Source organism: Variovorax sp. V93, from assembly GCF_041154485.1.
GTDB classification, from domain to species: domain Bacteria; phylum Pseudomonadota; class Gammaproteobacteria; order Burkholderiales; family Burkholderiaceae_C; genus Variovorax; species Variovorax beijingensis_A.
The window spans coordinates 3719779-3746477 of record NZ_AP028669.1 but is presented as its reverse complement, the minus strand read 5'-3'; the positions used below and the strand labels follow the sequence as shown (position 1 = coordinate 3746477).

The window sequence follows — 26699 nt, the reverse complement described above, 5'->3', positions numbered from 1 at the left end:
CCCTCGGTACTTATTGAAAATGGCTGCGCATGCAGCGCGCGGATTCTAGAGGGCGCAGTGCGCCCAGGCGCAGGCAAAATGGGCCCGTGCAGCTACAGAAAGCGTAGCGGCGTGATTTGCCGCACAGCGCGGTCCACAATGCGCACCCGGCCTTCAGGCCCGCACCTTCCCCCACAGAGCGAAAGAAAGAACACCCTCGATGGCGATCCAGTGGTTCCCCGGGCACATGTACACGACCCAGAAGGCCATCACCGAGCGGGTGAAGGACATCGACGTGGTCATCGAGCTGCTCGACGCGCGCCTGCCCGGCTCCAGCGCCAACCCGATGCTGGCCGAACTCACGGCTGGCCGGCCCACGCTCAAGGTGCTCAACAAGCAGGACCTGGCCGACCCCGCGCGCACGGCGCTCTGGCTTGCGCACTACAACGCGCTGCCGGCCACGCGCGCCATTGCGCTCGATGCGAGCCTGACCACACCCGCACAGGCCATCGTGCGCGCCTGCCACGAGCTCTCGCCCAACCGCGGCGGCATGGCCAAGCCGATGCGCGTGCTGATCTGCGGCATTCCGAATGTCGGCAAGTCGACGCTCATCAACACGCTCACCGGCAGCCGCAAGGCCAAGACCGGCGACGAGGCCGGCATCACCAAGCTCGAGCAGCGCATCACGCTGGCCGACGATTTCTACCTGTGGGACACGCCCGGCATGCTGTGGCCGCGCATCGTGGTGCCCAAGAGCGGCTACAACCTGGCGGCCAGCGGCGCCGTGGGGCGCAATGCCTTCGACGAGGAAGAGGTGGCGCTCGAACTGCTCAACTACCTGAAGGCGCATTACGCGGCGGGCCTCACCGAACGCTTCAAGCTGGCCGAGCACGACGCCGCCGCCATCGCTGCCATGAAGGACGAAGAGGTGCTCGACGCCATCGGCCGCAAGCGCGGTGCGCTGCTGGGCAAGGGCCGCGTCAACCTGCAGAAGGCCGCCGAGATCGTGATGCACGAGTTCCGCGCGGGCAACCTCGGACGCGTCACGCTCGAGACGCCCGAGGAGTTTGCGCAGTGGCTCGCCGAGGGGCTGCGTGCCGATGCGGAGCGTGCAGCAAAGAAGGCGGCGCGCGGCAAGAAGCGCAAGCCGGCCGCCGAGTCCGCCGAGGGCGAAGGGCCACCGCCGGACTGACCAGCCGCAGGCCGCCCGCCCACTATCATCGAGCCATGCAACGCCTCACGCGCCAACGCAACGCTGTCTTTTCGGCCTTCAGCGACACCGGCCTGGTGCTGACCGCGCCGGAAATCCTCGAGCGCGCCCGTGCCATCGTGCCCGAGATCAGCCTCTCCACCGTGTACCGCCAGGTGTCCATGCTGCTGGCCGACGGCGAGATCGCCAAGGTCGAGCTGCCGGGCGAACCGGCGCGCTACGAAGTGGCCTGCAAGCCCGATGCGCACCCCCATTCGCGCCATCACGGCGAAGAGGCCGACCACCACCATCACTACTTTCACTGCAGCAGCTGTGGGCAGGTCTTCATGCTGCATGCCTGCCCCGGGCCGATGACCGACCTCGTGCCCAAGGGCTTCCAGGTGAAGAGCCATGAAGTGACGCTGCATGGCGTGTGCGCGGCCTGCGCCGGTGCCACCCGCAAGGCGCGGACGCCCAGGGCCCACTGACGCTCGGCGGCAGGTCAGCGCATCTGCAGGCGCGCGTCCTTCGGATAGCTGATGGTGTAGTCGGCCGCGACGCGCGCGGTCTTGCCGGCATCCAGATCGAAGCGCCACATGGCCAGTCCAGGCTGCTTGTTCCAGGCCAGCTCGGCGGGCTGCGGCGAGAACTGCGCGGCCACGCGCACCTGTTCGTCGACCGAAACGGGAGCCGCCTCGAGCACCTGCACCGCGATCGGCGTGCGGTGGCGGTTCTCCACCACGTAGGCGCGCTGCACCTTGCGCTCGGCGCGCGAGCCGGCAAAGCCTCCCGTGCCCTGGCTGTCGTTCTCGGGCTCGGCCTGCACGCGCACGAGTTCGTCGCGGCCGAAGGACAGCGTGAGCCTGGCGTCGCTCGGCGCGCTCCAGCGGCCGCTGCCGACGAAGTTGCCGTCGCGGTAGAGCTGCAGCGGACCGGCCGGCCAGACGCCTGCCGGCTGCGCAAGCTCGGCCACCAGGAAGGCGCTGGCGTCCACGCGCGGGCTGGTGCGGGCCGCGAGCTTGGCCGTGTCTTCGTGCTGGCCCAGTGCCAGCGTCACGCGCTGGCCGCTGGAGGGCACGTCGATGCTCTGGCGCACCGCGAATTCGGTGGCAAAGCTGTTGTCGAACACGTTGACGTCGAACAGAGGCTCCGTGGCTTCGGCCATGGCGCGCCGGTCGGCGGATGCGGCGGGCGCGGGCGCCGCCATCATCGCGGGCATGCCCCCCTGGACACGCGGCGGCGGCTCGATGCCGATGCGCCACGCGCTGGGCGTGCGGCCCGCGGTCTCGCGGCGCGGCTGGCCGGTGGAGAGCACCAGCTTCACGCCGCGCCAGTCTTCGCCCGTGGCCTGCGCCACCAGCGCCTGGCGCTCGATGCGCACCTTGCTCGTGGCGGTGTCGAGCAGCGCGCGGTAAGTGGGCGTCCAGCCGGGGCCGGCGACCTGGTAGCTCAGCTTCACGTCGGCATCGGCGCTGGCGGCCAGCGTCACGGTCACGGCCATCACCTGCGCGCCATGGCCTTGCGAGCGCTTGCGTTCGGCCAGCAGCGGGTTCAGCTGCCGGTCGATGTCGGCCTGCCTGCGCTGGATCTGGTGCTGCTTGAGCAGCGAATCCTGCCCGGTGCGGCGCATCGCCTCGGCCATCGCGGCGAGGTTGCGCGCATCGATCGGCGTGCGGGCGCCCTGGGCCGATTCGCCGCTGCCGCCCGAGAGCCCTTTCAGGTAGCCCGTCACCATGCCGAGCGCGTCGTTCTCGGCCTGCAGCGCGGCTTTCTGGTCCTCGAGTTCGCGGATGCGGCCATCGAGCGCGCTGGTGGCGCAGCGGGGCGACAGTTCGCGCGCCTCGCTCAGCACCGAGGTCTCGCCCACGCGCACCGATGCGCCGGCCGACACCTGCAGGCTCTGTACGTCGAGGCCCGCGGGCAGGCAGGCGAAGGTGACCGACCGGCTGCCGGCCGCAATGCGCGCGACGCGCTCCACGGTGGCGCTGCCGGGGTAGACCTTGACCTGGGTGATGCGCGAGTTGTCGGCTGCGGCTTGCGCGTGGGCGCCGGCGCTTGCCGCCAGCCAGGCGGTGGCGGCGAAGCTGGCACGGAGAAGAAGGAAGGCGGTGGAGGGTGCTTGCATGGAGAACCTTCGGAAGTGGATGGATGGCTTGTCTCCACTCATACGGCCGGGCTCGTCCAACGGGGTTAAGTCATTGCGGATTTTTTCGTCGCGGGCATTGCTGTCGCCCATGCAACCGCGGCGGCGCGGCCGGTCGCACGCGCGACGACCTGCGGCGGCTGCGCTTCATAAAGTAGGCCGTGCCCATCGCCGATGCACTTCTGCCCAGAGGAGACCTTCCATGCTCGACACCATCCAGGCTATCAACAAGACCGCCGCCTTCAACCGCTGGGCCGGCTTCGAAGTCACCCGCGCGGCCGAAGGCGAAGCCGAACTGCGCATGCAATGGCGCGAGGAAGACATGGGCCAGTACGCCGGCTTCCTGCATGCGGGGCTCATCGGCGCCATGCTCGACACGGCCTGCGGCTTCGCGGCCGCCACGGTGGCCGGCCGCGTGCTGGCCTCGCACTTCTCGGTGAACTGTTTGTCGCCCGCGCTGGGCCGTGCCTTCATTGCGCGCGGCAAGGTGGTGAAGGCCGGACGCAAGCAGGTGTTCGCCACCGCCGAACTCTATGGCCAGGGCGATGGCGACAGCCTCAAGCTCGTGGCGACGGGGAGCGCCATCCTGGTTCCGGTGCAAGAACCTCCGCCGGCGAAGTGACTGCGGCCCTGCCGCCGGCGCGCCGGCGCTTGAGCCCGAACAGCGGCCGCAGCCAGTTGAAGCGGCGGATCAGCCCGTCGGTGAGCAGCCAGCAGCCCACGATGGTCAGCACGACCAGCAGCGTGGGCTCCAGCACCGGCCCCAGCGCGAGCGGAGCCAGCAGCGCAATGCCCGCGATGATCAGCGTCTGGTGCAGCACGTACCACGGGTACACCGACTCGTTGGCCCAGCGCAGCCACGGCCACGGTCGGTTCAGGTGGCGGTGTCCGTGGCCGAGGATGGTGGCGACCGCCAGCCACAGGTAGAGCACGCGCAGGCTGTCCATCAGCACGCCGGAAGGCGGCCCCTTGGCGCCGAGCCTCAGCGCGATGAAGGTGGCGATCGCCGCCGCAGCCAGTGCCAGCGACACCCGCCGCAGGCGCTCCAGTTCGCGCCACACGCCCGTGTCCACACCCATCCAGTAGCCGTACAGGAACACGGTGAAGTAGATGCTGTGCAGGTGAAAGTCGCGGATCAGGTTGTGCGTGGGCGGAAAGTGCCGGGCCAGCAGCATCGTCCAGGCCAGCAGCGGAAGCGCCGGCAGCAACAGCAGCTTCCAGCCGCGCAGCCCGTTGAAGCGGCGGCGCATCCATTGGCCGGCCGGCGACTTCCACAGCGGCAGCGTCAGCGCGATGAGCGCCGTGTAGCTGAACAGGTAGGGCAGGTACCAGAGGTGGTTCCAGGTGATGCCGAACTCCGCGCCGTCGAAGGCCGCTTTCGGCCACGGATCGCCCATCGAAAGATAGCGCAGCAGGAAGGCGCCGAAGCCTGGCGCCACCAGGCCGCTGGCCACGCCCTGCGCATAGGCCTGGTAGGGCACGACCACCGCCATGCCGAAGGCCAGCGGCAGCATCAGCCGCACGCCTCGGCTGCGCAGCAGGCCCCAGGTGCCCTGGTGGCGGCTCAGGAAGCCCAGCGATACCCCCGAGACCAGGAACACCAGGTCCATGCGCCAGAGGTTGAGCATGCGCATCGGCCACTGCAGCCATTCGGCCGCATGCGGGCTCTTGAGATGCCAGGGCCAGTCGGCCACGTAGTACATCGCCACGTGGTACAGGATGACCAGCAGGAAGGCCAGCGCGCGCAGCGCGTCGATGTCGTGCCGGCGGTCGGGCAGGGGGGCTGGGGTTGTGCTCATCGGTCGATGGTTGCGTCCACCCGCCGCGCGCCGACTGCACAAGGGACGGATCCCGGCCCTTTTGTGACGAGCGGTGGCCTGCGGGGACGAAATTCGCCCATGGGAAGCGCGGATCGCGAGAATCCCGGGCATGGCAGATTCCCGGAAGAACCTGTACGAGCGCTACGAACCCATCCGCCGCCGCGTGGAAGTGGGCTTCTGGATCGTCTTCATGGCGCTGCAGGCGGTGTTCAACACCACCGTGGCGCTGATCGACGCGCGCGACCGCGCCGTGCCCCGCGCCGCGTGGGAAATCGTCACCTGGGAGATGTCGAGCCACCTCGTGCTGCTGGCACTGGTGCCGGCGGTGGTGGCCATCCAGCACCGGCTGTCGCCGCTGGCGCGCACCCATCTGCTGCGCTACCTGGGGTGGCACCTGGCGGCCAGCGTCGTTTTCAGCGTGGTGCACGTGGCGGCGATGTTCGCGCTGCGCGCCATGGTCTATGCGGCGGCCGGCGAGCGCTACGACTTCGCCGGCTGGACCGGCCGCTGGGGCTACGAATACCTGAAGGACGTGCGCGCCTACCTGTCGATGGTGTTCGGCATCTGGGCCTACGGTGTGTTCATGCTGCGGCTGCAGGGCGAGGCGCGCGTGCTCGACCCGCCCGAGGCGGCGGCAGCAGCGGCCGCCGAGCCCGCCGAAGCCCATCAGGCAGTTGCGCCGCCCGCGCGCCCCGAGCGCTTCCTGGTGCGCAAGCTGCGGCGCGAATTCCTCATTGCCGCGAGCGACATCGACTGGCTCCAGGCCGAAGGCAACTACGTCGGCCTGCACGTCAACGGCCACGACTACCTTCTGCGCGCCACGCTCACCGATTTTCTGGCGCAGCTCGACCCCGCCCATTTCGTGCGCGTGCACCGAGGCCATGCGGTCAATCTTGGCCGCATCAAGGAAATCGAGCCGCTCGACGGGGGCGATGCCCGGCTGCACATGCACGATGGCAGCACGGTGCCGTGCAGCCGGCGCTATCGCGAGGCCTTGCGCGCCGGGGCGAGCTGATTGGGGCCGATCCGTCCTGTTCCGGTGCGAACGCTGCACTGGGAACGCCCATTTCCACCTGTGACGCACCACTAATGAGCTTTTAGGCACCATTTTTGCTTTCTTGCGGCGCTGGCCCGAGCAATTCGGGTGCATGCACCAATTCAAAACCAAAAACTGCAAGAAGCTCCAATGGACGCACTCAAACAGGGCGCAGACGCGCTGTTCATCCTTCTCGGCGCGATCATGGTGCTGGCCATGCATGCCGGTTTCGCCTTCCTGGAACTGGGCACCGTGCGCAAGAAGAACCAAGTCAATGCGCTGGTCAAGATCCTGGTCGACTTCTCGGTCTCGACCATCGTGTACTTTCTCGTGGGCTATGGCGTGGCCTATGGCACCCACTTCTTCGTGGGGGCCACCGAGCTTGCGGCCAGGAGCGGCTACGAGCTCGTGAAGTTCTTCTTCCTGCTCACCTTTGCGGCGGCGATTCCGGCGATCATTTCGGGCGGCATCGCCGAACGCGCCAAGTTCTGGCCGCAATTGATCGCTACGGCGGTCATTGTCGGTTTTGTCTATCCGCTGTACGAGGGCATTGCCTGGAACAAGGCCTTCGGCATCCAGGCCTGGATCGCCTCGGCCACGGGCAGCGAGTTCCATGACTTTGCCGGTTCGGTCGTGGTGCACGCGGTGGGCGGCTGGCTCGCGCTGCCGGCCGTGCTGCTGCTGGGCGCGCGCCGCAACCGCTACCGCGGCGACGGCTCGCTGAGCGCGCATCCGCCCTCGAACATTCCCTTTCTGGCGCTGGGCGCCTGGGTGCTGTGCGTGGGCTGGTTCGGCTTCAACGTGATGAGCGCGCAGAGCATCGACAAGATCTCCGGCCTGGTGGCTGTCAATTCGCTGATGGCAATGGTCGGCGGCACGCTGGTGGCGCTGGCGCTGGGCAAGAACGACCCCGGCTTCGTCTACAACGGCCCGCTCGCCGGGCTGGTGGCCGTGTGCGCGGGTTCCGACCTGATGCATCCGCTGGGCGCGCTGGTGGTGGGTGGCGTGGCCGGCGCCATCTTCGTGGTGATGTTCACGCTCACGCAGAACAAGTGGAAGATCGACGACGTGCTCGGCGTCTGGCCGCTGCACGGCCTGTGCGGCACCTGGGGCGGCATCGCGGCGGGCATCTTCGGCACCCAGGCGCTGGGCGGCATCGGCGGCGTGAGCGTGTGGGCGCAGCTCATCGGCACCTTGATGGGTGTGGCATGGGCGGCGCTGGCGGGCGCGGCGGTCTACGGCGCGCTCAAGGCCACGCTGGGGCTGCGCCTCACGCAGGAAGAGGAATACGACGGCGCCGACCTGTCGATCCACCACATCTCGGCGACGCCGGAGCGGGAGGTCAATTGGTGAGTGCTGCGCGGTAGATCGGCTTGGGCTATTCTCGGCGCCCTTTGCAACCGCCCGAGGAGAAGAACCCATGACAACATCCACCCGCTGGCTGCGACGCGGCATTGCCGCAATGGCCGGCAGCATGCTGATGCTTTCGTTTGCAGCCCACGCCGGCGCCCCGCAGGTCAAGACCCAGGCGCCGGGCTTCTACCGCACGATGCTCGGCGACTTCGAGGTGACGGCGCTGTTCGACGGCACCATCGACCTGGAGCCCAGGAAGCTGCTCACCAACACCACGCAGGCACAGGTCGGCAAGCTGCTCGATCGCGGCTTCGAGAAAGACACTGTGCCCACCTCGGTGAACGGCTATCTCATCAATACCGGCAGCAAGCTGGTGCTGGTCGACACCGGTGCCGGCGGCCTGTTCGGCCCCACGCTCGGCAGCCTGCAGGCCAACCTCAAGGCTGCGGGCTACCAGCCCGAGCAGGTCGACGACGTGCTCATCACCCACATGCACGGCGACCATGTCGGCGGCCTCGTGCAGGACGGCAAGCTGGTGTTCCCCAACGCCACCATCCACGCCGGCCAGGAAGACGCCGACTTCTGGCTGGACAAGGGCAACCTGGAGAAGGCCTCCGCCGAGATGAAGGGCTTCTTCCAGGGTGCGATGGCCTCGCTGAACCCGTATGTGGAGGCCGGCAAGTTCAAGGGCATGAAGGGCAGCACCGACCTGCTGCCCGGCATCAAGGCCGTGCCTGCCCACGGCCACACGCCGGGCCACAACATCTACGTGGTCGAGTCCAAGGGCCAGAAGCTGGTGCTGTGGGGCGACCTGGTGCACGTGGCCGCCGTGCAGTTCGCGCAGCCGCAGATCACCATCTCGTTCGACGTCGACTCGAAGCCGGCGGCGGCGGAGCGCAAGAAGGCCTATGCCGATGCGGCCAAGGGGCGCTACCTGGTCGGCAGCGCGCACCTGCCGTTCCCGGGGCTGGGCCATGTGCGGGCCGAGGGCAAGGGCTATGTCTGGGTGCCTGTGGATTACCAGCAGCTGCGATAGACAGCCAGCCGGCTGAAGGTTGAACGGCGCGGGCAGGTGTTGCCGCGCCAGCAGCACGAATGTGCGCGCTGTAGCAAACTCGCCCGACCGCTCCGTTCCACACCCCACGCCAACATGACCCAATCTCCCCCCGCCCTCGAAGTCCTCCCGCGCGACCTCTCCGCCTACCGCAAGGGCAACGTCGGCATCGACTACGTGCACCGCTTCGAGTCCGGCAAGCCGGGCCCGCACGTGCTGATCAACGCGCTCACGCACGGCAATGAAATCTGCGGCATGACCGCCGCCACGCACCTGCTCGACACCCAGGTGCGCCCGAAGATCGGCACGCTCACCGTGAGCTTTGCCAACGTGGAGGCGTACGAATCCTTCGACCAGGCGCTGCCTTTCGACAGCCGCCAGCTGGTGCACAACCTCAACCGCATCTGGTCGCCCGAATGGCTCGACGGCACCGAGGACAGCCCGGAGCTGCGCCGCGCCCGCGCGCTGCGCCCGGTGGTGAGCGCGGCCGACCACATCCTGGACATCCACTCCACCAGCCAGCCGGTGATTCCGTTCTGGGTGTATCCCGCGTTCGATCGCAATGCCGAAGCGGCGCTGGCCATCGGCCGTCCGTCGGTGCACCTGGTCATGCCCGACGGCCTGGGCTCCGGCACCCCGCTGATCCAGCATGGCCGCCACGGCCTGCCCGATGGCAAGGGCGTGGCGCTGGTCGCCGAATGCGGCCAGCACTTCCTGCGCTCGGCGTCCGAGCTGGCCACCGCCATCTCGCTCGACTTTTTGGCGCACTTCGGCCTCATCGACAAGGACCCCGCCGTGCCGGCACCCGGCCCGCAGCGCCGCTTCGAACTGCTGCAGACCCACGTCATCAAGTCGGAAAACTTCGCGTTCGTGCGCCCGCTGATCGGCTTCGAGACCTTTGCCAAGGGCGAGCTGATCGCCACCAACGGCCCGGACGAGATCCGCGCGCCCTGCGACGAGTGCACGATCTTCATGCCCGCGCAGCGGGTGATCGTGGGGCGCGAGGCGGTGTACCTGACGAAGCCGATCTAACGTGCCCCTTGCTTTGCATATGCTTCCAGCTCAAGGGGCGATCTAGCGTAGCCCATCATCTCAAGTTCTATCAGGTAGCGGCGCAAGAATGCTGTGCGCCCCATCCGATCCTGTTGGGCGAGATGAACCAGTTCATGCCGAAGCACCACGGGGGAATGCGTAACCCGTGGCTTCAGCAAGATGACGCGGCCATTACTGCGGCCACCTTCGGCCCAACCGCCCAGACCATGCTTCTTCGCTTCGGCGAGTAGTTGCTCGTCCTTGGGCATCGGAAATTCGTCAAGCACGACCACCCGAACTTTTTCCGGTTCGGTCACGCCGAGTTCAATCGCAGTTCTTACCTCGTCCGCTGTAAGAGAGCGCCCAAGAGGCGCAAGTTGAATCTCTGTCTCTGAATACCAGGCCTCCGCCTTTGGCAAAAGGTGCGCAACTTTGGACTGAACCTCGAATGGTGGGTCATCGAGTGCGGACAACTCCTGCGGCGTGGGATTGCGAACGATCATGCAGCCCGACAGAGCCATGGTGCAGGCAAGAAGAACAACGGTGAAACGCATCGATGGTGCGGCCTCCGTACAACCAGCGCGCGGGGCAATCTCCTTTGGGTTAATAGTACTGCATTCCCATTAGTGGGAGTCAGGCCGGATTCGGCGTTTTGGCTTTCCAGATAGGTTTGGCTCCGCAGCGCCGATAGTTGTTGCATCCCCAGAAGGCGCCGCGATTGCCCTTGGCTGGCCGCTCCATCATCTTCGTGCCGCAACTGGCGCAAGTTGGCCGCCAGTATTCGCCCTCATAAGCCACCGCGAGCAGCGCTGCCTGCTGCTCGGGCGTACGAAGGTGAATTAATTTGAGCAATGCAGCACCGTCCTGCGCCTGGATACCATTGGCTTTGGCAAACGCCAGCGCTTCCCGGGTGAAGGTCGAACTGGTGACGAACGTCCCGTTCTGCAGCTTGTGCGATGCCATCACACCGAGAAATTCGCGCATGTCCTTCAGCGCGACCTGCGTGTTGCGCCAATGCTTGCATTGCACGATGCGCGGCGCAACGATGTGCTTGGACTGAAGCCAGATATCGACACCGCCGTCAGGGCCGTGCGATTGGCTTCGGGTGGTAAATCCGGCCTGGGCGTAGAAGGCTTCGCACAATGCCTCGAAGCGGCGCCACTCGATGGCGAAGAGCACGGCGGCGCTCCATTGCTGCTCCTGTCGTGGCGCGGTCTCCTCCGCAGACAAGGTCGGTTCGGGGGCAAAGACCGGCTCGCGCCTCGAAGCGGAAGATGCGGACGGTCGAGCCGATTTAAGGGCCGATGCTTGTTCCACCTTCAGGGATGTCGTGCCACGGCCGGTGAGGTAGTGAATGCCCAGCAGCACCGCTCCAAGGGCCAACGCCATCCAGCCGACCGGCCGAAGAGCCGGCCCGAGCATGTTCCCGAAGGGGCCTTGCACGAAGGCAGGAACGATCATCAGCATTAGGACGCCGATGGCGATCGCAGTCCAGCCCTTGCCGGCAAGCTCCTGCCTCGCGCGCTCGCGGCGTCGCTCGGTTCTTGTTTGTTTAGCCATTGCCTCGACCCCGCCCCTCGTGTGAGTCAGGCGAGTTTATGAGGCAAGCAGGCGTTAAGGGCAAGTACAGCAGAAGGTGCTGCGCTTCGTGCTCGAAGAATCAGGTCGAAATAAACAGCGCCGGATCCACCATCGCCCGATTGAGCATCACGGACCAGTGCAGATGCGGCCCCGTCACGCGCCCGGTGGCGCCCACGGCCGCCAGCTGCTCGCCGGTCTTCAGCACATCGCCCACCTTTGTGTCGATGCGGCTCAGGTGGCAATACATGGTCAGCAGGCCGCCGCCATGGTCGAGCCATACCGTGCCGCCGTTGAAGAAATAGTCGCCGGTGTCGATCACGCGTCCCGGCAGCGGCGCCAGCACGGGCGTGCCGGTGCCGGCCGCGATGTCCATGCCGCTGTGCGGATTGCGCGACTGGCCGTTGAACACGCGGCGCAGGCCGAACGAACTGGAACGGCGGCCCGGCACGGGGACGCGCATCTGCAGCGAGGCATCGGGCCGCAGATCGGTGAAGGTGGCCATCACGGCGGCCAGGTGCGCGCGTTCGCGTTCGTAGCGTGCCTCGTCCTCGGGCGACAGGTCGACGGTGCGCGGCGGCACCGTCAGGCGCTGCTCGCGGTATTGCTTGGGGCTCACCGTGTAGGCGATCTGCTTTTCATTGCCGCCCTCGTACCGTACGGCGATGCTCGCCTCGCCCGGCACGGCCGCGAGCGGAATGCCCACCAGTGCGGTCCACTCGATGGCATCACCCACCACCAGCAACGGCACGTCGCCGGAGAAGGCCTTCGGGCGCCGGGCTGCGGGACCGAGCGACAGGCGGGCCACGCCGCCCGGTACCTGGGATGCATGCGGCCAGACCTCCGGCGGCTTCTTTCGGGGCGAGGGAGCCGCACCGGCGTGCGTCGAGGCCAATGCCATGAGGCCGAAGGTGCCGAGCAGGGCGCAGCGGCGGTCGAGGCCGGTCGAGCGGGAATCGGGAAGCGAGGGATGCATGGCGTTGAACTCAAGGCTTGCGAAGCGAACAAACAAGGGCGCAGCGAACACAAGGGGACCGGAAATGAACATCCGAGCACTGGGCCGATGGGTCTTGATGGTAAGCGCGGCCGCCGTGGCCGCCGGGTGCAACAGCACCGCGATCCGTGTAGGCGGCGCGCCCGAGGCGAGCATCAGGAACTGCGTGGCCGCGGCCGCGCGCGAATTTCGAGTGCCGGCGTCGAGCGTTCTTGCGGACAAGGGCACGACGCCGCGCGACGGCGTCTACACGGTCAGTCTGAAGATCGGCGCGCAGGGGCGACCGGCGCTGTGCACGACGGATGAAAACAGCGCGGTGCTGGGCGTGGTCTACAAACGGCACGAATGAATGACAAAAAAGCCGGCGCCATCGCGGCCGCCGGCTTTGTGCAGACAGAGGGCGGCTACTTGCCCCAGCTGTCCCGCATGCCTGCAGCGCGATTGAACACGCGCTTGCCATCGGCACTTGCCTTCGCATCGAGCACGAAGTACCCGTGCCGCTCGAACTGGAACGCCACACCGTCCTGCGCCTTGGCCAGCGACGGTTCGACGTACGCGGAGCAAACCTCCAGGCTCGCCTTGTTGAGTTCGTCGAGCAGATCGCCGCTGCCGGGATTGGCCGCCGCGAACAGGCGCTCGTAGAGCCGCACCTCGGCCTCGACCGCATCGGCCGCGGCCACCCAGGTGATGTTGCCCTTCACCTTGATGGCGTCCGCGCCGGGCGTGCCGCTCTTGGTGTCGGGCACCAGCGTGGCCTGCACTTCGACGAGCTTGCCGCTGGCATCGCGCGTGGCGCCGGTGCATTCGATGACGTGGCCGTACTTCAGCCGCACCTTGTTGCCGGGGAAGAGGCGGAAGAACCCCTTGGGCTGCACGTCCTCGTAGTCGGTGCTTTCGATCCAGACCTCGCGGCCGAGCTTGAACTCGCGCTTGCCCATCTCGGGGTGGTGCGGATGCACAGGGGCGGAGCAGTCGTCGAGCACCTCGTCGCCGCCCATCAGTTCGCCCCAGTTGGTGATCACCAGCTTGACCGGGTCGAGCACGGCCATGGCGCGCGGCGCGATGGGGTCGAGGGTGTCGCGCAGCGCGGCTTCCAGGCTCGCGTAGTCGATCCAGCCGCCGGACTTGGTGGTGCCGCTGCGTTCGCAGAACAGGCGCAGCGCCTCGGGCGTGTAGCCGCGGCGGCGCAGGCCCGCGAGGGTGGGCATGCGCGGGTCGTCCCAGCCGTCGACGTGCTTTTCCTCGACCAGCTGGCGCAGCTTGCGCTTGCTGGTGAGCACGTGGGTGACGTTGAGGCGCGCGAACTCGTACTGGCGCGGATGCGGGCTGGCGATCAGGCCGCCTTCGGCCAGGCGGTCGAGTAGCCAGTCGTAGAAGGGGCGCTGGTCTTCGAATTCGAGCGTGCAGATGGAATGGGTGATCTGCTCGAGCGCGTCCTCGATGGGGTGCGCAAAGGTGTACATCGGGTAGATGCACCACTTGTCGCCGGTGTTGTGGTGGGTGGCCCGGCGGATGCGGTAGAGCGCGGGGTCGCGCATGTTGATGTTGGGGCTCGCCATGTCGATCTTCGCGCGCAGGATGGCGGCGCCGTCGGGCAGCTGGCCGGCTTGCATGGCGCGGAAGCGGGCGAGGTTTTCTTCCACGCTGCGGCTGCGGAACGGGCTGTCGGTGCCGGGCGTGTTGAAGTCGCCGCGGTTGGCGCGGATTTCCTCGGCGCTTTGCTCGTCCACGTAGGCCAGGCCCGCGCCGATCAGGTATTCGGCGGCGCGGTACATGAAGTCGAAGTAGTCGCTCGCGAAGTATTCATGCGGCTGCAGGGTGCCCGGGGCGCTCGGGCGGTCGGCCAGGAAGGTTTCGTAGCCGAGCCACCGGACGGCGTCGCGGATGGAGTCGACGTATTCCTGCTCTTCCTTCTCGGGGTTGGTGTCGTCGAAGCGCAGGTGGCAGACGCCGCCGTATTCCCTGGCCAGTTCGAAATTCAGCCAGATGCTCTTGGCATGGCCGATGTGCAGGTAGCCGTTGGGCTCGGGCGGAAAGCGCATGCGCACCCTGGCCGGGTCGGCCATGCCCTGGGCGTGATGGGCGGCGTCGCCGGGCGAGCCACCCCATTTGCGGCCAGAATAGGCCCCCTGCGCAAGGTCGTTTTCGATCACGTGGCGCAGGAAATTGCTCGGTGCAGCGGCTGTTTTTGCGCTGTCTTTGTCGGTCGGGGAGGTCATTGCGGCATTCTAGAACGCACCCCCTGCCAGTTACCTTTGGCTACGTTCTTCACATTGCGGCGGGCAACCGCTTTGCATTTGGCGCGTTCAATACACACATGGGCGGAAAACGCCCCAACAAGGAGTCCAACATCATGAGCCTCACACGTTCAACCTTCTTCAAATGGGCCGCCGCGGGTGCCGTGGCAGCCGGTGCATTGTTTGCGGCCACCTCGGCCAGTGCCCGTGGCGACGTGAGCTGGTCGATCGGCGTGGGTCTGCCAGGAGTTGCCGTGGGCGTGGGCGCTCCGGCCTACTACCCGGCCCCGGTCTATGCGGCCCCTGCGCCGGTGTACTACGCACCGCCGCCGCCCGTGTACTACCGTCCGCCGCCGCCGGTCTATTACCGTCCGGCCCCGGTGTACTACGCGCCGCCGGCTTACTACGGACCGCCGCGCTACTACGGTCCGCGTGGCTACTACCACGGCCATCGCCACTGGCGTTGAGCGGTTCCGCAGGCGGCAAACATCCGCCCAATAAGAAAGGCCGACCTTCCGGGGTCGGCTTTTTTTATGCGCCCGCGCCGTGCCCGCCATTTCACATGGCGCGAAACAGGTGGCCGTAGAGCCGGCTGACAGGGATTTTTTCGGGCCGGCCGCGCAGGTCGAGGTGCAGCTTGCCGGCCTCGTCGCGGTGCACGGCCTCGATGGCCGAACTGCGCACCACCACCGCGCGATGCACCTGCCAGAAGGTTTCGGGATCGAGCTGGGTCAGCAACTGCTTGAGCGGCGTGCGGATCAGGTATTCGTGCGCGGCGGTCAGCACGCGGATGTATTTGTCGGCGGCCTCGAAATACAGCACCTCTTCGATCGGAACCATGCGCACGGTGCTGCCGCCGGCGTCGCTGGCGGCGATCATCTTCAGCAGGGCGGTGGAAGTGGCGGGCGGCGCCGACGCGCCGTTGCCTGCTGCGGCGGCAAGCACCTCGCGCCATTGCGCAAGCGTGCGCTCGAGCGCCTCGTCGGCGGCGGCGGGCGCTGGCTTTGCCTGCTGCTGCGCAGCCAGCGCCTGCTGAAGCCGCAGCACGGTCTTGCGCAAACGCTCGGGCTGCACGGGCTTGAGCACGTAGTCGATGGCCTGGGCTTCGAAGGCGCGGGCGGCATATTCGTCGTACGCAGTCACGAAGACCAGCTGCGGCATGGGCGCCTCGTCCACAGGCCAGCGTTCGGCCAGCTCGGCGGCGGCGCCCAGGCCGTCGAGGCCCGGCATGCGGATGTCGAAGAACAGCACCTGTGGCAGCAGGCGCAGCGCCTCCTGTACGGCGCTGCGGCCGTCGCCCGTGGTGGCGAGCACCTGCAGTCCGGGCCATGCGGCAGCGAGTTCGGCCTTGAGGGCCTGGGCGAGCAGCGGTTCGTCTTCGGCGATGAGGGCGGTGGGATTCATGGACGGGGCTGCAATGGAAAGCTGAGTGTGGCAAGGGTTCCGCCCGAAGGGCCGGCGGCCAGGCTCATGCGGCCCTGGTCGCCATACACGGTGGCAAGCCGTTCGCGCACCTGCTCGAGCCCGAAGCCGCTGCCTTCGGAAGTTTGCGCTGCATCGAGGCCGACGCCGGTATCGCGCACTTCGACGATCAACCGGCCGTCGAGCTGCCGCGCACGCACATCGATCGCGCCGCCTTCGACCTTGGGTTCGAGCCCGTGGCGGATGCTGTTTTCGACCAGCGGCTGCAGCAGCAGCGGCGGCACCGGCGCGTCACGCAGTTCGGCGGGCAGATCGAGCGTGTAGCGCAGTCGCTCGCCCATGCGCACGGACATCAGCTCGAGGTAGTCGGCCAGCCGTTCGAACTCGGCCGCGAGCGGATGCGCAAGTGCGCGCGAGCCGCTGAGCGTCATGCGCAGGTAGTTGTTGAGGCGGTCGAGCATGGCCACGGCGCGCGGCGGATCGGTGGTGATCAGCACGCGCAGGTTGGCCAGCGTGTTGAACAGCATGTGCGGCTCGAGCTGCGTTTCGAGCAGCTTGAGGCGTGCCTCGGTGGCATTGCGCTGCGCCAGCTCGATCTGGCTGCGCAGGTGCTTGCTCCGGCCCAGGCTGTAGAAGAAGAAGCACATGCAGACGGTGGCCGTCACGGTGATGACGATCGTGGTTGCGAGCTTGCGTTCCGTGAAGCTGCCGAAGTCGAGCAGGGGCTGGTGGGTCCACGCGTCGCCGATGGCGTTGCCCCCGAGGAAGCCCACAGTCACGCCGCCCGCCACCAGCAGATAGCCCCAGGGGCCGGACGGCCAGAGGATCTCCCGGTGGCCGCTGATCAGCAGCCGGCCCACGTCGATGAAGAGCCAGCTGATCAGCCCGATCGACAGCGAATACACCATCTGCGCATCCCAGTTCCCGTGCTGCGTGATGGCCAGCGCGGCGGCAATGAAGCAGCAGAACACGACAGTGATCAGGCCATGCCGCAGCATGCTCCGGATGTTCTCCGCGCGGAAACGGGGGAGCGCTTCGGCACTCATCCGCGGGTTCCGGAGCGCAGCGCCCGCCGTTCGCGCTCCACCAGCCGGTCATGGAAGTTGCCGCCGGGCGCAACGAACCAGATCACGGCGCCGTGGATCAGGAGGCCCAGGCCCCAGCCCATGAGCGGATACACGGCCCAGGTGTGGCCGCGCGATGCGGAGAGCGCCACCAGAGCGAGGTTCACCAGCACATAGACGAAGGCATGGATGTACCAGCCCATCTTGGCGCCGGCGCGGCGGCGGGCGAGCTTTTCGATGTCGGGAAGAGACGAATCCGAACGGGATGCAACGGGGTTCATGACAGCTCCTTGAACTGGACGGGAATGAGAGTGGCGGCGGTTGATGACGGTGATGATGGCGGCTGCAGCGCAGCCCGCCGCCGCAGCTCCTCGGTCGTCTCGCCCGGCCCGTCGGGCCGCCAGCCCGGCGGCTTGAGCAGGTAGCCGGCGAAAGCCCGCACCGAGCGCGCCGAGCGCAGGTCGCGCAGCAGCGCGCGCCAGTGGGTGAACTCGATCTCGAAGAGGTTGTTGGAGGTGATCGGCCTCACCAGCCCATAACGGCAGGGCAGGTCGGCGCGCTCCGGAATGTAGGTGCCGAACAGGCGGTCGAACACGATCAGCACGCCGCCGTAGTTGCCGTCCAGGTATTCCAGGTTCGAGGCATGGTGCACGCGGTGGGCCGATGGCGTGTTGAGCACCCATTCCAGCGGGCCGAGCTTCGGAATCCAGGCCGCGTGGATCCAGAACTGGTACAGCAGGTTCAGCGTGAGCATCAGCAGGATCACCTTTGGCGGCATGCCCAAAAGCGGCGCGAGCATGAAGAAGGCGAGCGTGCCGGTGAGCTTGCCCGTCCAGCCGAAACGGTAGGCGGCCGACAGGTTGAGCTGGTTCGGCGAATGATGGATGGCATGCGTGCACCAGAACCAGCGCACCCGGTGAGCCGCGCGGTGGTACCAGTAGTAGCAGAACTCCTGGCCGATGAAGCAGGCGACCCAGCCGCTCCAGTGGCCCATGGGCAGCGTGAAGAGGCGGTGGTTCCAGAACCAGTCCATGGCGCCGGTCCAGAGGGCGAGCGGCAGCAGCCAGCGCAGCGGGTACTCGCGCACCAGGAAGTCGACCACCGAAACGCCGGCGGCCTTCCAGTCGTAGCTGCGCCATCCATGGCGCCACGACAGCACCAGCGCCTCTGCGATGGAGGCGGCCAGCACCACCGAGACGGCAATCTTGAGGATCAGAAAGAGCACTGTCATGGCGGTTCCTGGAGTGTGGCCGGCGGCGATCTTAGGCTGCGCGGGCGGCCACGGCCATGGCGTCGCTACGGATCGCCAACTTCCACAGCCGCACCGCCCGCGCCGCGAACACGCCGCTGAAGGCGCCGTACACCATGGGAACGGCGACGCTGAAGCCGGCCTGCTGCCGCAGCTCGGGGTGCATGGCCAAGGCCACGCCCACCACGTACTTGGTGAAGAAGATGCCCATCATCAGCAGCAGCGGCACCACGCTGCCGGCCAGATGGAATTCGCGGGTGGCCCGGTCGTAGCGCGTGCTGGCGGGCAGCGGCTGCTGCAGCACCACCAGCACCAGGGCGGCCGCCGCCACGGCCCAGCCGAGCAGGGCGCCGGGCGAATCGCCGAAGGCCGAGATCACGCCGGCCAGCGAGAGGCCGGTCATGGCAATCGGCATCAGCGTGACCTTGGCCAGGCTGACGCTGCCGGACATCAGCTGCTTGCAGCCAAGCCACAGGAGCAGCACGAAAACGGCGAAGACCCACTTCGGGGTGTGAAGAATGATTTGCAGCAGCATGGCGTTTCTCCGGTTGAAAAGACGATTCGATGGAGCGGACTGTGCCGGCGCCCCGGCGCCGCCGCCACGCTCCTGCGACGAAATGCGGAGCGGCGGCGCGAGCTGCGGCGAACCGGCGCGAAATGCAGCCCTTGTCCGCAGCTTTACCGGCGCTTTACGGTTCATAAGACAGGCGCGCTACGATGCGGCGCTCCACTAGCGGCTGTACTTGCGCACTGCCACACCCCATGGAATCACCGAACTCCGAGCCTTCTTCCGGCGATTCGCCTGCTGTCCAACCGGCAACCCCACCTTCTTCGTCCCCGCCTGCACGGCCACCCTCGCGCCGCAGGCTCTGGCTCGGCAGCCTGATTGCGCTGGTGCTGCTGCTGGTGCTGGGGGGCGGCGCCTGGTATCTGATCAACCGCAAGGGCAGCCCTGCCGGCGGACCGGGCTTCGGCGGCGCGACCGTCACGGTGGGCCATGCGGCGGCGCGCGAGATCGAGCTGCCGGTGACCATCGATGCGCTCGGCACGGTCACGCCGCTCGCGACCATCACGCTCAAGGCGCAGGTCGGCGGCGTGCTGACCGAAGTGCTGTTCACGGAAGGGCAGACCGTGGCAAAGAACCAGCTGCTCGCCCGCATCGATCCGCGGCCCTACGAGCAGGCGCTGATGCAGGCCCGCGGCACGCGCCAGCGCGACGAGGCGCAGCTCGATGCCGCGCGCGTCACGCTGGCGCGCTACCGCACCCTGCTGGGACAGGACTCCATCGCCCGGCAGGACGTCGACACCCAGGCCGCGCTGGTCCGCCAGCTCGAAGGCACGGTCACCACCGACCTGGCGGCCGAGGCCGCCGCCAAGCTGAACCTCGACTACACCCGCATCACAGCGCCGGTGGCCGGCCGCATCGGCCTGCGCGCGGTGGATGCGGGCAACACCGTGACGGCCAACGCGACCACCGGCATCGCGGTCATCACGCAGATGAACCCGATCGACGTGCAGTTCTCGATGCCGCAGGACCGCGTGCCCGACATCCAGGCGCAGCTTGCCAAGGGCGAGCCGCTGCCGGTCACCGCCTTCGACCGCACCCGCGCGGCAACGCTCGACACGGGCACCTTCTCCACGCTCGACAACGTGGTCGACACCACCACCGGCACGGTGAAGGCCAAGGCGCGCTTCGGCAATGCGCAGACCACGCTGTTCCCGAGCCAGTTCGTCAACGTGCAGATGCTGCTGCGCAAGGTGCGCGCGGTGGTGGTGCCGGTGACGGCGGTGCGCACCGGCCCCAACGGCGACTACGTCTATGTGATCAACGAGGACCGCACGGTGTCGATGCGCGCGGTGAAGCGCGGCGAGGCCAACGTCGAGGTGGTGGCCATCACCTCGGGCCTGAAGGCCGGCGAGAACGTGGTGACCGAGGGCGGCGACCGCATCAAGGACGGCGCGGTCGTGCAGCTGCAGGGCGACCGGCCCGCGGCAGGCCCGCGCGGCGGCGCATCCGGGCCGCACGGTGCGGCCTCGGGCCCGCGCGGACAGCGCGGCGAAGGCGGTGGAGAGCGGCGGCGCCAGCGTCCGCCGCAATGATGAAGAGCAGCCGCCACAACAACCCCCGGAACAAGCGAGCGCGTTCGCGATGAGCCCCTCCCGCCCCTTCATCGAACGGCCGGTGGCCACGGCGCTGCTGATGGTGGCCATCGTGCTGGCCGGCCTGGTGGGCCTGCGGCTCTTGCCGCTGGCCGCGCTGCCGCAGGTCGACTACCCGACCATCCAGGTGCAGACCCTCTACCCCGGCGCCAGCCCCGAGGTCATGAGCCGCACCGTCACGGCCCCGCTCGAGCGCCAGTTCGGCCAGATGGCGGGGCTCAACCGCATGAGCTCGGTGAGCTCGGCAGGCGTGTCGATCGTCACGCTGCAGTTCGCGCTCGACCAGACGCTGGACGTGGCCGAGCAGCAGGTGCAGGCCGCCATCAATGCCGGCGGATCGCTGCTGCCGGCCGACCTGCCGGCGCCGCCCGTGTACGCCAAGGTGAACCCGGCCGACGCACCCATCCTCACGCTGGCCGTGAGCTCCCAGACCATGCCGCTCACCGAGGTGCAGAACCTCGTGAACACGCGGCTCGCGCAGAAGATCAGCCAGGTCAGCGGCGTGGGGCTGGTGTCGCTTTCGGGCGGACAGCGGCCGGCGGTGCGCATCCAGGCCGACACCAACGCGCTCGCGTCGGTGGGCATCGGGCTGGACACGCTGCGCAGCGCGATCAGCGCGGCCAATGCCAACAGCGCCAAGGGCAGCTTCGACGGACCTCGTCGGGCCTACACCATCAACGCCAACGACCAGCTCGTGACGGCGGACGACTACAAGAACCTGATCGTCGCGTGGAAGAACGGCGCGCCGGTGCGCATGACCGACGTGGCGCGCGTGGTCGACGGCGCCGAGAACACGCAGCTGGGCGCCTGGGCCGCATTACGCGCGGGAGAACAGCGGCCTGTGCTCTACCCGGCCATCATCCTGAATGTGCAGCGGCAACCGGGCGCCAATGTGATCGGCACGGTCGACGCCATCAAGAAGCAGTTGCCCGAGCTGCAGGCCTCGCTGCCGGGCTCGCTCAAGGTGGAGGTGCTGAGCGACCGCACCACCGGCATCCGGGCCTCGGTCTCGCACGTGCAGCTCGAGCTCGGGCTGGCCGTGGTGATGGTGGTGCTGGTGATCTTCTTCTTCCTGCACAGCGTGCGCGCCACGGTGATTGCCAGCCTGGCGGTGCCGATCTCGCTCGTGGGCACCTGCGGGCTGATGTACCTGCTGGGCTACAGCCTCAACAACCTGAGCCTGATGGCGCTGACCATTGCCACCGGCTTCGTGGTGGACGACGCGATCGTGATGATCGAGAACATCGCGCGCTACCTGGAGGAGGGCGATCCGCCGTTCAAGGCGGCGCTCAAGGGGGCCACGCAGATCGGCTTCACCATCATCTCTCTCACGGTGTCGCTCATCGCGGTGCTGATTCCGCTCTTGTTCATGGGCGATGTGGTGGGGCGGCTGTTCCGCGAGTTCGCGGTCACCTTGGCCATCACCATCCTGATTTCCGCGGTGGTGTCGCTCACGCTGGTGCCGATGATGTCGGCGCGCTGGCTCAGGCCGCAGGCGGAGGAGGGCGGGCGCTTCGGTGCCAGCGTGCAGCGCTTCTTCGATGGTGTGATTGCCCGCTACGACGTGTGGCTGCAATGGGTGTTGCGCCACCAGCCGCTGACGCTCATCGTGGCGGTGGCCACGCTGGCGCTGACCGTGCTGCTCTACGTGGTGATTCCGAAGGGGCTTTTCCCGACCCAGGACACCGGGCAGCTGCAGGCGCGCATCGAGGCCGCGCAGGATGTGTCGTACACGCGCATGGCCGAGCTGCAGCAGCAGACCGCCAACGCGATCCTGGCCGACCCCGAGGTGGCCAGCGTGAGCTCGGTGGTGGGCGTGGATGCGGCCAACAACACGGCGCTGAACACCGGCAGCATGCTCATCAACATGCGCGCCGACCGCGGCAACCAGGAAGCCACGATGCAGCGCCTGCGCGAGCGCGTGCGGGCCGTGGCCGGCGTGACGCTGTACCTGCAGCCCACGCAGGACCTGACCATCGACGCCGAGACCGGCCCGACCGAATTCCGCGTCTCGCTCGAAGGGGTGGACACCAACACCGTCGATGCCTGGGCGCAGAAGCTGGTGGAGCGCCTGCGCACCGAACCGCTGGTGCGCAACCCCACTACCAACGCAGGCGCGAAGGGACTGGCCGCCTACGTGGACATCGACCGCAACACGGCCTCGCGCCTCTCGGTCACGGCCAGCTCGGTGGACGACACGCTCTACAGCGCGTTCGGCCAGCGCATCGTCTCGACCATCTTCACCGAGACCAACCAGTACCGCGTGATCCTCGAAGCGCAGCGCGAGGCCCTGGCCTCGCCGCAGCTGCTGGGCAACCTGCAACTGCGCACCGGCAGCGGCGGCGCCACCACGCTGTCGTCGATTGCCACGGTGCGCGAGCAGGCCGCGCCGCTGCAGGTGACGCATGTGGCGCAGTATCCGGCCGCCACCGTGGGCTTCGACACGGCCGACAACGTGGCGCTCGGAAAGTCGGTGGCGGCCATTCGCGCGGCGGCCAGGGAGATCGGCATGCCCGCGAGCATGACCATGACCTTCCTGGGGGCAGCGGGGGCCTACGAGAAATCGCTTTCCAACCAGCTGTGGCTGATCCTGGCGGCGGTGGTGTGCGTGTACATCGTGCTGGGCGTGCTGTATGAGAGCTACATCCATCCGCTGACGATTCTCTCGACGCTGCCCTCCGCCGGCGTGGGTGCGCTGCTGGCCTTGATGGTCACGGGCAACGACCTGGGCGTGATCGGCATCATCGGCATCATCCTGCTGATCGGCATCGTCAAGAAGAACGCGATCATGATGATCGACTTTGCCATCGACGCCGAGCGGCGCGAGGGCAAGTCGCCGCACGAAGCCATCCACCAGGCGGCGCTGCTGCGCTTCCGGCCGATCCTGATGACCACGCTGGCGGCGCTTTTCGCGGCGCTGCCGCTGATGTTCGGCTGGGGCGAGGGCGCCGAGCTGCGGCGGCCGCTGGGCCTGGCCATCTTCGGCGGGCTGGTGGTGAGCCAGGTGCTCACGCTGTTCACCACGCCGGTGGTCTACCTGGCCTTCGACCGGCTGGGCCGCCGGTTCGGACGCAAGCGGGAGGCTGCGGCCGCATGAACCTGTCCAGGCCCTTCGTCGAACGCCCGATCGCGACGGTGCTGCTGACCATCGGCATTGCGCTGGCCGGGATCGCGGCGTTCTTCGTGCTGCCTGTGTCGCCGCTGCCGCAGGTCGACTTTCCCACCATCTCGGTCACGGCCAGCCTCTCGGGCGCCAGCCCGAGCACCATGGCCTCGAGCGTGGCCACGCCGCTGGAGCGCCGTCTCGGCGTGATCGCGGGTGTCAACGAACTCACCTCGACCAGTTCGAACGGCTCGACCCGCATCAGCCTGCAGTTCGATCTCAAGCGCAACATCGACAGCGCCGCGCGCGAGGTGCAGGCAGCCATCAACGCGGCGCGGGCCGACCTGCCGGCCACGCTGCGCAGCAACCCGATCTACCGCAAGCGCAACCCGACCGCCGCGCCCATCGCGATCCTGGCGCTCACGTCCAGGACGCGCACGCCGGGCCAGATCTACGAGGCCGTGTCCAACATCGTGAGCCAGAAGCTCTCGCAGGTGGAGGGCGTGGGCGAGGTCGAGATCGGCGGCGGCTCGCTGCCGGCCGTGCGGGTGGAGCTCGAGCCGTTCTCGCTCAACCGCTTCGGCATCAGCAGCGAGGACGTGCGTGCCGCCATCCAGGCCAACAACGCCAATCGGCCCAAGGGCGCGATCGAGAACGACGAGCGCCGGCTGCAGATCTACACGCCCTCGCCGGGCCGCCATGCGGTGGAGTACCGCGACATGGTGATCGCCTGGCGCAATGGTGCGGCCGTGCGGCTGGGCGATGTCGCGCGGGTGATCGACAGCGTGGAGAACACGCGCACCCTGGGCCTCTTCAACGGCCAGCCCGCGGTGATCGTGCTGGTCACGCAGGAGCCTGGCGCCAACATCATCGAGACCGTGGATGGCGTGCGCGAGCTGCTGCCCGAACTGCGCGCGCAGCTGCCGCAGGACATCGAGGTGCAGGTGGCCTCCGACCGCACCAACTCCATCCGCGCCTCGCTGCGCGAGATCGAGGCTACGCTCATGATCTCCATCGCGCTGGTGGTGCTGGTGGTCGGCCTGTTCCTGCGCCGGGCGCGCGCCACCATCATTCCGGCGGTGGCCACGGTGGTGTCGCTGCTCGGCACCTTCGGCGTGATGCACCTGCTGGGCTACAGCCTCAACAACCTGAGCCTGATGGCGCTCACCGTGGCCACCGGCTTCGTGGTGGACGACGCCATCGTGGTGCTCGAGAACACCAGCCGCCACATCGAGGCCGGCATGGGCCGCATCGAGGCGGCCCTGCGCGGCGCGCGCGAGGTCGGTTTCACCGTGCTGTCGATCAGCCTGTCGCTGGTGGCGGTGTTCATTCCGCTGCTGTTCATGGACGGGCAGATCGGCCGGCTGTTCCGCGAATTCGCGGTCACGCTGTCGGTGGCGGTGCTGATCTCGCTGGTCATTTCGCTCACCACCACGCCCATGCTGTGCGCCATGCTGCTGCGGGCCGAGGAGCCTGGCGCCAGGCCGCCGGGGCGCCTGGCGCGCATGGCGGAGAGCGTGTACCAGTGGAGCCTGCGCACCTACGCCCACAGCCTGGACTGGGCGCTCGCGAGCAAGACCGTGGTCATGGTGGTGCTGCTGGCGGTCATCGGGCTCAACGTGTACCTGTTCTCCGCCATTCCCAAGGGCTACTTCCCCGAGCAGGACAACGGCCAGCTCAACGCAGGGCTGCGCGCGGACCAGAGCATTTCGTCGGTGGCGCTGAGCGAAAAGCTGCGCCAGGCGGTCGACATCATCCACAAGGATCCGGCCGTGGACACCGTGGTGGGCTTCGCGGGCGGCAGCCGCTCGGGCGGTGGCTTCATGTTCGTCAACCTGAAGCCGCTGTCGCAGCGCACCGAGAAGACCGCCGCGGTCATCAACCGGCTGCGGCCGCAGCTCAACCAGCTCACCGGCCTGCGGGTGTTCCTGAGCCCGGTGCAGGACCTGCGCATGGGCGGGCGCTCGAGCAACTCCACCTACCAGTACACGCTCAAGGGCGACAACCTGGCCGACCTGCGCACCTGGACCGCCAAGCTGGCCGACCGGCTGCGCCAGGAAACCGCGCTGACCGACGTCGACAGCGACCAGGCCGACAACGGCGTGGAGACCTACGTCGACGTCGACCGCGACAGCGCCGCGCGCCTTGGCGTGACCTCGAGTGCTGTCGACAACGCGCTCTACAACGCCTACGGCCAGCGCTCGGTCGCCACCATCTACGACGAGCTCAACCAGTATTCGGTGATCATGGAATGGGCGCCGCGCTACCAGCGCGCGCCCGTGGTGCTGAAGGACCTGTACGTGCCTTCGACGCTCACCACCAGCACCAGCGCGAGTGGCGCCACCACGGTGAGCTCGCTCGCCAACACCACCGACGCGAGCACCGGCACCTCGACCACCACCTCGGCCAACCCCGGCCTGCGCACCGCTTCCACCGGCCAGGCGCTGGCGGCCAACACCACGCTGATGGTGCCGCTCTCGGCCATTGCCAAGGTCAGCGAGCGCGCGGTGCCGAGCTCCATCGACCACCAGGACACCGAGCTTGCGAGCACCGTCTCGTTCAACCTGGGCGAAGGCGTCACGCTGCAGGACGCGCGCCGCATCGTCGCGCAGGCCGAGGCCGATATTGCGATGCCCGTCAACGTGCGCGGCAGCTTCCAGGGCACGGCGCTCGCAGCGCAGCAGTCGCAGGGGCAGCAGCTGGCGCTCATCCTGGCGGCGATCGTGGTGATCTACATCGTGCTCGGCGTGCTCTACGAAAGCCTGATCCATCCGATCACGGTGCTGACCACGCTGCCTTCGGCGGGTGTGGGCGCGGTGCTGGCGCTGCTGCTGTTCCGCATGGATTTCTCGATCATTGCGCTGATCGGGCTCTTCCTGTTGATCGGCATCGTGAAGAAGAACGCGATCCTGATCATCGACTTTGCGCTCGATGCCGAGCGCGCGCGCGGCATCTCGGCCGTGGAAGCGGTGCGCGAGGCCTGCCTCTTGCGCTTCCGGCCGATCCTCATGACCACGCTGGCCGCCGCGCTGGGTGCGCTGCCGCTGGCCATCGGCTTCGGCCAGGGCGCCGAGCTGCGCCAGCCGCTGGGCGTGGCGATCATCGGCGGCCTGATCGCGAGCCAACTGCTCACGCTGCTGACGACGCCGGTGGTCTACGTGCTGCTCGACAAGCTGCGCCGGCGCTCGGGCAACGAACGGCACCTGAGCCGCGCCGCAAGCATATGACCCACCCCCGTCCCTCGCTCACTTCGTGTAGCTCGACTCCCCCCTCAAGGGGGCAACAC

General features: G+C 67.8%; 23 protein-coding genes. 12 read left to right on the top strand and 11 right to left on the bottom strand.

Features of this window, described 5'->3' with window-relative positions; all coding sequences use genetic code 11:
• Positions 1–199 precede the first annotated feature (199 nt).
• On the top strand, positions 200–1171 hold the full coding sequence (gene ylqF, locus ACAM54_RS17710; RefSeq protein ID WP_369648426.1) for a ribosome biogenesis GTPase YlqF: 972 nt from the start codon (positions 200–202) through the stop codon (positions 1169–1171).
• Positions 1172–1206: 35 nt separating this feature from the next.
• Positions 1207–1656 (top strand): transcriptional repressor, encoded by a 450-nt coding sequence (locus tag ACAM54_RS17705; RefSeq protein WP_209535979.1) that lies wholly within the window; start codon positions 1207–1209, stop codon positions 1654–1656.
• A gap of 14 nt (positions 1657–1670) precedes the next feature.
• Here the strand turns inward: ACAM54_RS17705 and ACAM54_RS17700 are convergent, their stop codons facing one another.
• Positions 1671–3293 carry a DUF4139 domain-containing protein gene (locus ACAM54_RS17700; protein ID WP_369648425.1) on the bottom strand — a complete coding sequence of 541 codons (1623 nt, stop codon included), beginning with the start codon at positions 3291–3293 and terminating at the stop codon, positions 1671–1673.
• Positions 3294–3513: 220 nt separating this feature from the next.
• On the opposite strand from ACAM54_RS17700, the gene ACAM54_RS17695 reads away from it, so the two are divergent.
• Positions 3514–3933: a PaaI family thioesterase gene (locus ACAM54_RS17695; protein ID WP_192323587.1), complete on the top strand. Its 420-nt coding sequence runs from the start codon at positions 3514–3516 to the stop codon at positions 3931–3933.
• Here ACAM54_RS17695 and ACAM54_RS17690 read toward each other — a convergent pair.
• Positions 3869–5110: an acyltransferase family protein gene (locus ACAM54_RS17690; RefSeq protein WP_369648424.1), complete on the bottom strand. Its 1242-nt coding sequence runs from the start codon at positions 5108–5110 to the stop codon at positions 3869–3871. The two genes, ACAM54_RS17695 and ACAM54_RS17690, sit on opposite strands and share 65 nt — an antisense overlap.
• A gap of 130 nt (positions 5111–5240) precedes the next feature.
• On the opposite strand from ACAM54_RS17690, the gene ACAM54_RS17685 reads away from it, so the two are divergent.
• From ACAM54_RS17685 to ACAM54_RS17670, 4 genes are all read left to right on the top strand, one after another.
• Positions 5241–6146, top strand: coding sequence for a LytTR family DNA-binding domain-containing protein (locus tag ACAM54_RS17685; RefSeq protein ID WP_369648423.1), 906 nt, complete (start codon positions 5241–5243; stop codon positions 6144–6146).
• Positions 6147–6317: 171 nt separating this feature from the next.
• Positions 6318–7520, top strand: a complete 1203-nt coding sequence (locus ACAM54_RS17680; RefSeq protein ID WP_145746179.1) for an ammonium transporter — start codon at positions 6318–6320, stop codon at positions 7518–7520.
• Between the two features lie 67 nt (positions 7521–7587).
• Positions 7588–8556 (top strand): MBL fold metallo-hydrolase, encoded by a 969-nt coding sequence (locus tag ACAM54_RS17675; RefSeq protein ID WP_369648422.1) that lies wholly within the window; start codon positions 7588–7590, stop codon positions 8554–8556.
• A 114-nt stretch (positions 8557–8670) separates the two neighbouring features.
• Positions 8671–9606: a succinylglutamate desuccinylase/aspartoacylase family protein gene (locus ACAM54_RS17670; RefSeq protein ID WP_369648421.1), complete on the top strand. Its 936-nt coding sequence runs from the start codon at positions 8671–8673 to the stop codon at positions 9604–9606.
• Here ACAM54_RS17670 and ACAM54_RS17665 read toward each other — a convergent pair.
• From ACAM54_RS17665 to ACAM54_RS17655, 3 genes are all read right to left on the bottom strand, one after another.
• A complete protein-coding gene (locus ACAM54_RS17665) occupies positions 9603–10160 on the bottom strand; it encodes a hypothetical protein (RefSeq protein ID WP_369648420.1) in 558 nt (185 codons plus the stop codon). The two genes, ACAM54_RS17670 and ACAM54_RS17665, sit on opposite strands and share 4 nt — an antisense overlap.
• 79 nt (positions 10161–10239) lie before the next feature.
• Positions 10240–11166, bottom strand: coding sequence for a restriction endonuclease (locus tag ACAM54_RS17660; protein WP_369648419.1), 927 nt, complete (start codon positions 11164–11166; stop codon positions 10240–10242).
• A gap of 100 nt (positions 11167–11266) precedes the next feature.
• Positions 11267–12160 (bottom strand): M23 family metallopeptidase, encoded by an 894-nt coding sequence (locus ACAM54_RS17655; RefSeq protein ID WP_209535964.1) that lies wholly within the window; start codon positions 12158–12160, stop codon positions 11267–11269.
• Positions 12161–12224: 64 nt separating this feature from the next.
• Between ACAM54_RS17655 and ACAM54_RS17650 the strand changes: the two genes are divergently transcribed.
• Entirely contained in the window at positions 12225–12527 is a 303-nt protein-coding gene (locus tag ACAM54_RS17650) for a hypothetical protein (RefSeq protein WP_369648418.1), read from the top strand.
• Between the two features lie 55 nt (positions 12528–12582).
• Here ACAM54_RS17650 and ACAM54_RS17645 read toward each other — a convergent pair whose 3' ends face one another.
• On the bottom strand, positions 12583–14397 hold the full coding sequence (locus ACAM54_RS17645; protein WP_369648417.1) for a glutamine--tRNA ligase/YqeY domain fusion protein: 1815 nt from the start codon (positions 14395–14397) through the stop codon (positions 12583–12585).
• Between the two features lie 134 nt (positions 14398–14531).
• Here ACAM54_RS17645 and ACAM54_RS17640 point away from each other — a divergent pair, with 134 nt between their 5' ends.
• A complete protein-coding gene (locus ACAM54_RS17640; protein ID WP_145746184.1) occupies positions 14532–14882 on the top strand; it encodes a hypothetical protein in 351 nt (116 codons plus the stop codon).
• A gap of 91 nt (positions 14883–14973) precedes the next feature.
• Here the strand turns inward: ACAM54_RS17640 and ACAM54_RS17635 are convergent, their stop codons facing one another.
• From ACAM54_RS17635 to ACAM54_RS17615, 5 genes are read right to left on the bottom strand one after another with little or no spacing between them, the layout of a single operon-like run.
• Positions 14974–15819: a LytR/AlgR family response regulator transcription factor gene (locus ACAM54_RS17635; RefSeq protein ID WP_369648416.1), complete on the bottom strand. Its 846-nt coding sequence runs from the start codon at positions 15817–15819 to the stop codon at positions 14974–14976.
• Positions 15816–16883, bottom strand: a complete 1068-nt coding sequence (locus ACAM54_RS17630) for a sensor histidine kinase (RefSeq protein WP_369648415.1) — start codon at positions 16881–16883, stop codon at positions 15816–15818. Before ACAM54_RS17630 ends, ACAM54_RS17635 begins: the two co-directional genes overlap by 4 nt.
• Positions 16880–17182, bottom strand: a complete 303-nt coding sequence (locus tag ACAM54_RS17625; RefSeq protein WP_369648414.1) for a 2TM domain-containing protein — start codon at positions 17180–17182, stop codon at positions 16880–16882. The genes ACAM54_RS17630 and ACAM54_RS17625 overlap by 4 nt, the downstream gene beginning before the upstream one ends.
• Positions 17179–18132, bottom strand: a complete 954-nt coding sequence (locus ACAM54_RS17620) for a sterol desaturase family protein (protein WP_369648413.1) — start codon at positions 18130–18132, stop codon at positions 17179–17181. The genes ACAM54_RS17625 and ACAM54_RS17620 overlap by 4 nt, the downstream gene beginning before the upstream one ends.
• 31 nt (positions 18133–18163) lie before the next feature.
• Positions 18164–18685 carry a DUF6622 family protein gene (locus ACAM54_RS17615; RefSeq protein ID WP_369648412.1) on the bottom strand — a complete coding sequence of 174 codons (522 nt, stop codon included), beginning with the start codon at positions 18683–18685 and terminating at the stop codon, positions 18164–18166.
• A 227-nt stretch (positions 18686–18912) separates the two neighbouring features.
• Between ACAM54_RS17615 and ACAM54_RS17610 the strand changes: the two genes are divergently transcribed.
• Genes ACAM54_RS17610 through ACAM54_RS17600 form a run of 3 tightly spaced genes read left to right on the top strand, consistent with a single transcriptional unit; the run spans position 18913 to position 26640 of the window.
• Positions 18913–20250 carry an efflux RND transporter periplasmic adaptor subunit gene (locus ACAM54_RS17610; protein WP_369648411.1) on the top strand — a complete coding sequence of 446 codons (1338 nt, stop codon included), beginning with the start codon at positions 18913–18915 and terminating at the stop codon, positions 20248–20250.
• Positions 20251–20299: 49 nt separating this feature from the next.
• Positions 20300–23407 carry an efflux RND transporter permease subunit gene (locus ACAM54_RS17605; protein ID WP_145746191.1) on the top strand — a complete coding sequence of 1036 codons (3108 nt, stop codon included), beginning with the start codon at positions 20300–20302 and terminating at the stop codon, positions 23405–23407.
• A complete protein-coding gene (locus ACAM54_RS17600) occupies positions 23404–26640 on the top strand; it encodes an efflux RND transporter permease subunit (RefSeq protein ID WP_369648410.1) in 3237 nt (1078 codons plus the stop codon). Before ACAM54_RS17605 ends, ACAM54_RS17600 begins: the two co-directional genes overlap by 4 nt.
• Positions 26641–26699: the final 59 nt, after the last annotated feature.

Excerpts from the sequence above, each read along its gene's own strand:
- ACAM54_RS17675 (WP_369648422.1), top strand. The coding sequence starts at position 7,588 with ATGACAACATCCACCCGCTGGCTGCGACGCGGCATTGCCGCAATGGCC.
- ACAM54_RS17600 (WP_369648410.1), top strand. The coding sequence starts at position 23,404 with ATGAACCTGTCCAGGCCCTTCGTCGAACGCCCGATCGCGACGGTGCTG.
- ACAM54_RS17665 (WP_369648420.1), bottom strand. The coding sequence starts at position 10,160 with ATGCGTTTCACCGTTGTTCTTCTTGCCTGCACCATGGCTCTGTCGGGC.
- ACAM54_RS17670 (WP_369648421.1), top strand. The coding sequence starts at position 8,671 with ATGACCCAATCTCCCCCCGCCCTCGAAGTCCTCCCGCGCGACCTCTCC.
- ACAM54_RS17685 (WP_369648423.1), top strand. The coding sequence starts at position 5,241 with ATGGCAGATTCCCGGAAGAACCTGTACGAGCGCTACGAACCCATCCGC.
- ACAM54_RS17705 (WP_209535979.1), top strand. The coding sequence starts at position 1,207 with ATGCAACGCCTCACGCGCCAACGCAACGCTGTCTTTTCGGCCTTCAGC.
- ACAM54_RS17635 (WP_369648416.1), bottom strand. The coding sequence starts at position 15,819 with ATGAATCCCACCGCCCTCATCGCCGAAGACGAACCGCTGCTCGCCCAG.
- ACAM54_RS17645 (WP_369648417.1), bottom strand. The coding sequence starts at position 14,397 with ATGACCTCCCCGACCGACAAAGACAGCGCAAAAACAGCCGCTGCACCG.
- ACAM54_RS17630 (WP_369648415.1), bottom strand. The coding sequence starts at position 16,883 with ATGAGTGCCGAAGCGCTCCCCCGTTTCCGCGCGGAGAACATCCGGAGC.
- ACAM54_RS17620 (WP_369648413.1), bottom strand. The coding sequence starts at position 18,132 with ATGACAGTGCTCTTTCTGATCCTCAAGATTGCCGTCTCGGTGGTGCTG.
- ACAM54_RS17680 (WP_145746179.1), top strand. The coding sequence starts at position 6,318 with ATGGACGCACTCAAACAGGGCGCAGACGCGCTGTTCATCCTTCTCGGC.
- ACAM54_RS17650 (WP_369648418.1), top strand. The coding sequence starts at position 12,225 with ATGAACATCCGAGCACTGGGCCGATGGGTCTTGATGGTAAGCGCGGCC.
- ylqF (WP_369648426.1), top strand. The coding sequence starts at position 200 with ATGGCGATCCAGTGGTTCCCCGGGCACATGTACACGACCCAGAAGGCC.
- ACAM54_RS17700 (WP_369648425.1), bottom strand. The coding sequence starts at position 3,293 with ATGCAAGCACCCTCCACCGCCTTCCTTCTTCTCCGTGCCAGCTTCGCC.
- ACAM54_RS17695 (WP_192323587.1), top strand. The coding sequence starts at position 3,514 with ATGCTCGACACCATCCAGGCTATCAACAAGACCGCCGCCTTCAACCGC.
- ACAM54_RS17615 (WP_369648412.1), bottom strand. The coding sequence starts at position 18,685 with ATGCTGCTGCAAATCATTCTTCACACCCCGAAGTGGGTCTTCGCCGTT.
- ACAM54_RS17640 (WP_145746184.1), top strand. The coding sequence starts at position 14,532 with ATGAGCCTCACACGTTCAACCTTCTTCAAATGGGCCGCCGCGGGTGCC.
- ACAM54_RS17605 (WP_145746191.1), top strand. The coding sequence starts at position 20,300 with ATGAGCCCCTCCCGCCCCTTCATCGAACGGCCGGTGGCCACGGCGCTG.
- ACAM54_RS17655 (WP_209535964.1), bottom strand. The coding sequence starts at position 12,160 with ATGCATCCCTCGCTTCCCGATTCCCGCTCGACCGGCCTCGACCGCCGC.
- ACAM54_RS17660 (WP_369648419.1), bottom strand. The coding sequence starts at position 11,166 with ATGGCTAAACAAACAAGAACCGAGCGACGCCGCGAGCGCGCGAGGCAG.
- ACAM54_RS17625 (WP_369648414.1), bottom strand. The coding sequence starts at position 17,182 with ATGAACCCCGTTGCATCCCGTTCGGATTCGTCTCTTCCCGACATCGAA.
- ACAM54_RS17690 (WP_369648424.1), bottom strand. The coding sequence starts at position 5,110 with ATGAGCACAACCCCAGCCCCCCTGCCCGACCGCCGGCACGACATCGAC.
- ACAM54_RS17610 (WP_369648411.1), top strand. The coding sequence starts at position 18,913 with ATGGAATCACCGAACTCCGAGCCTTCTTCCGGCGATTCGCCTGCTGTC.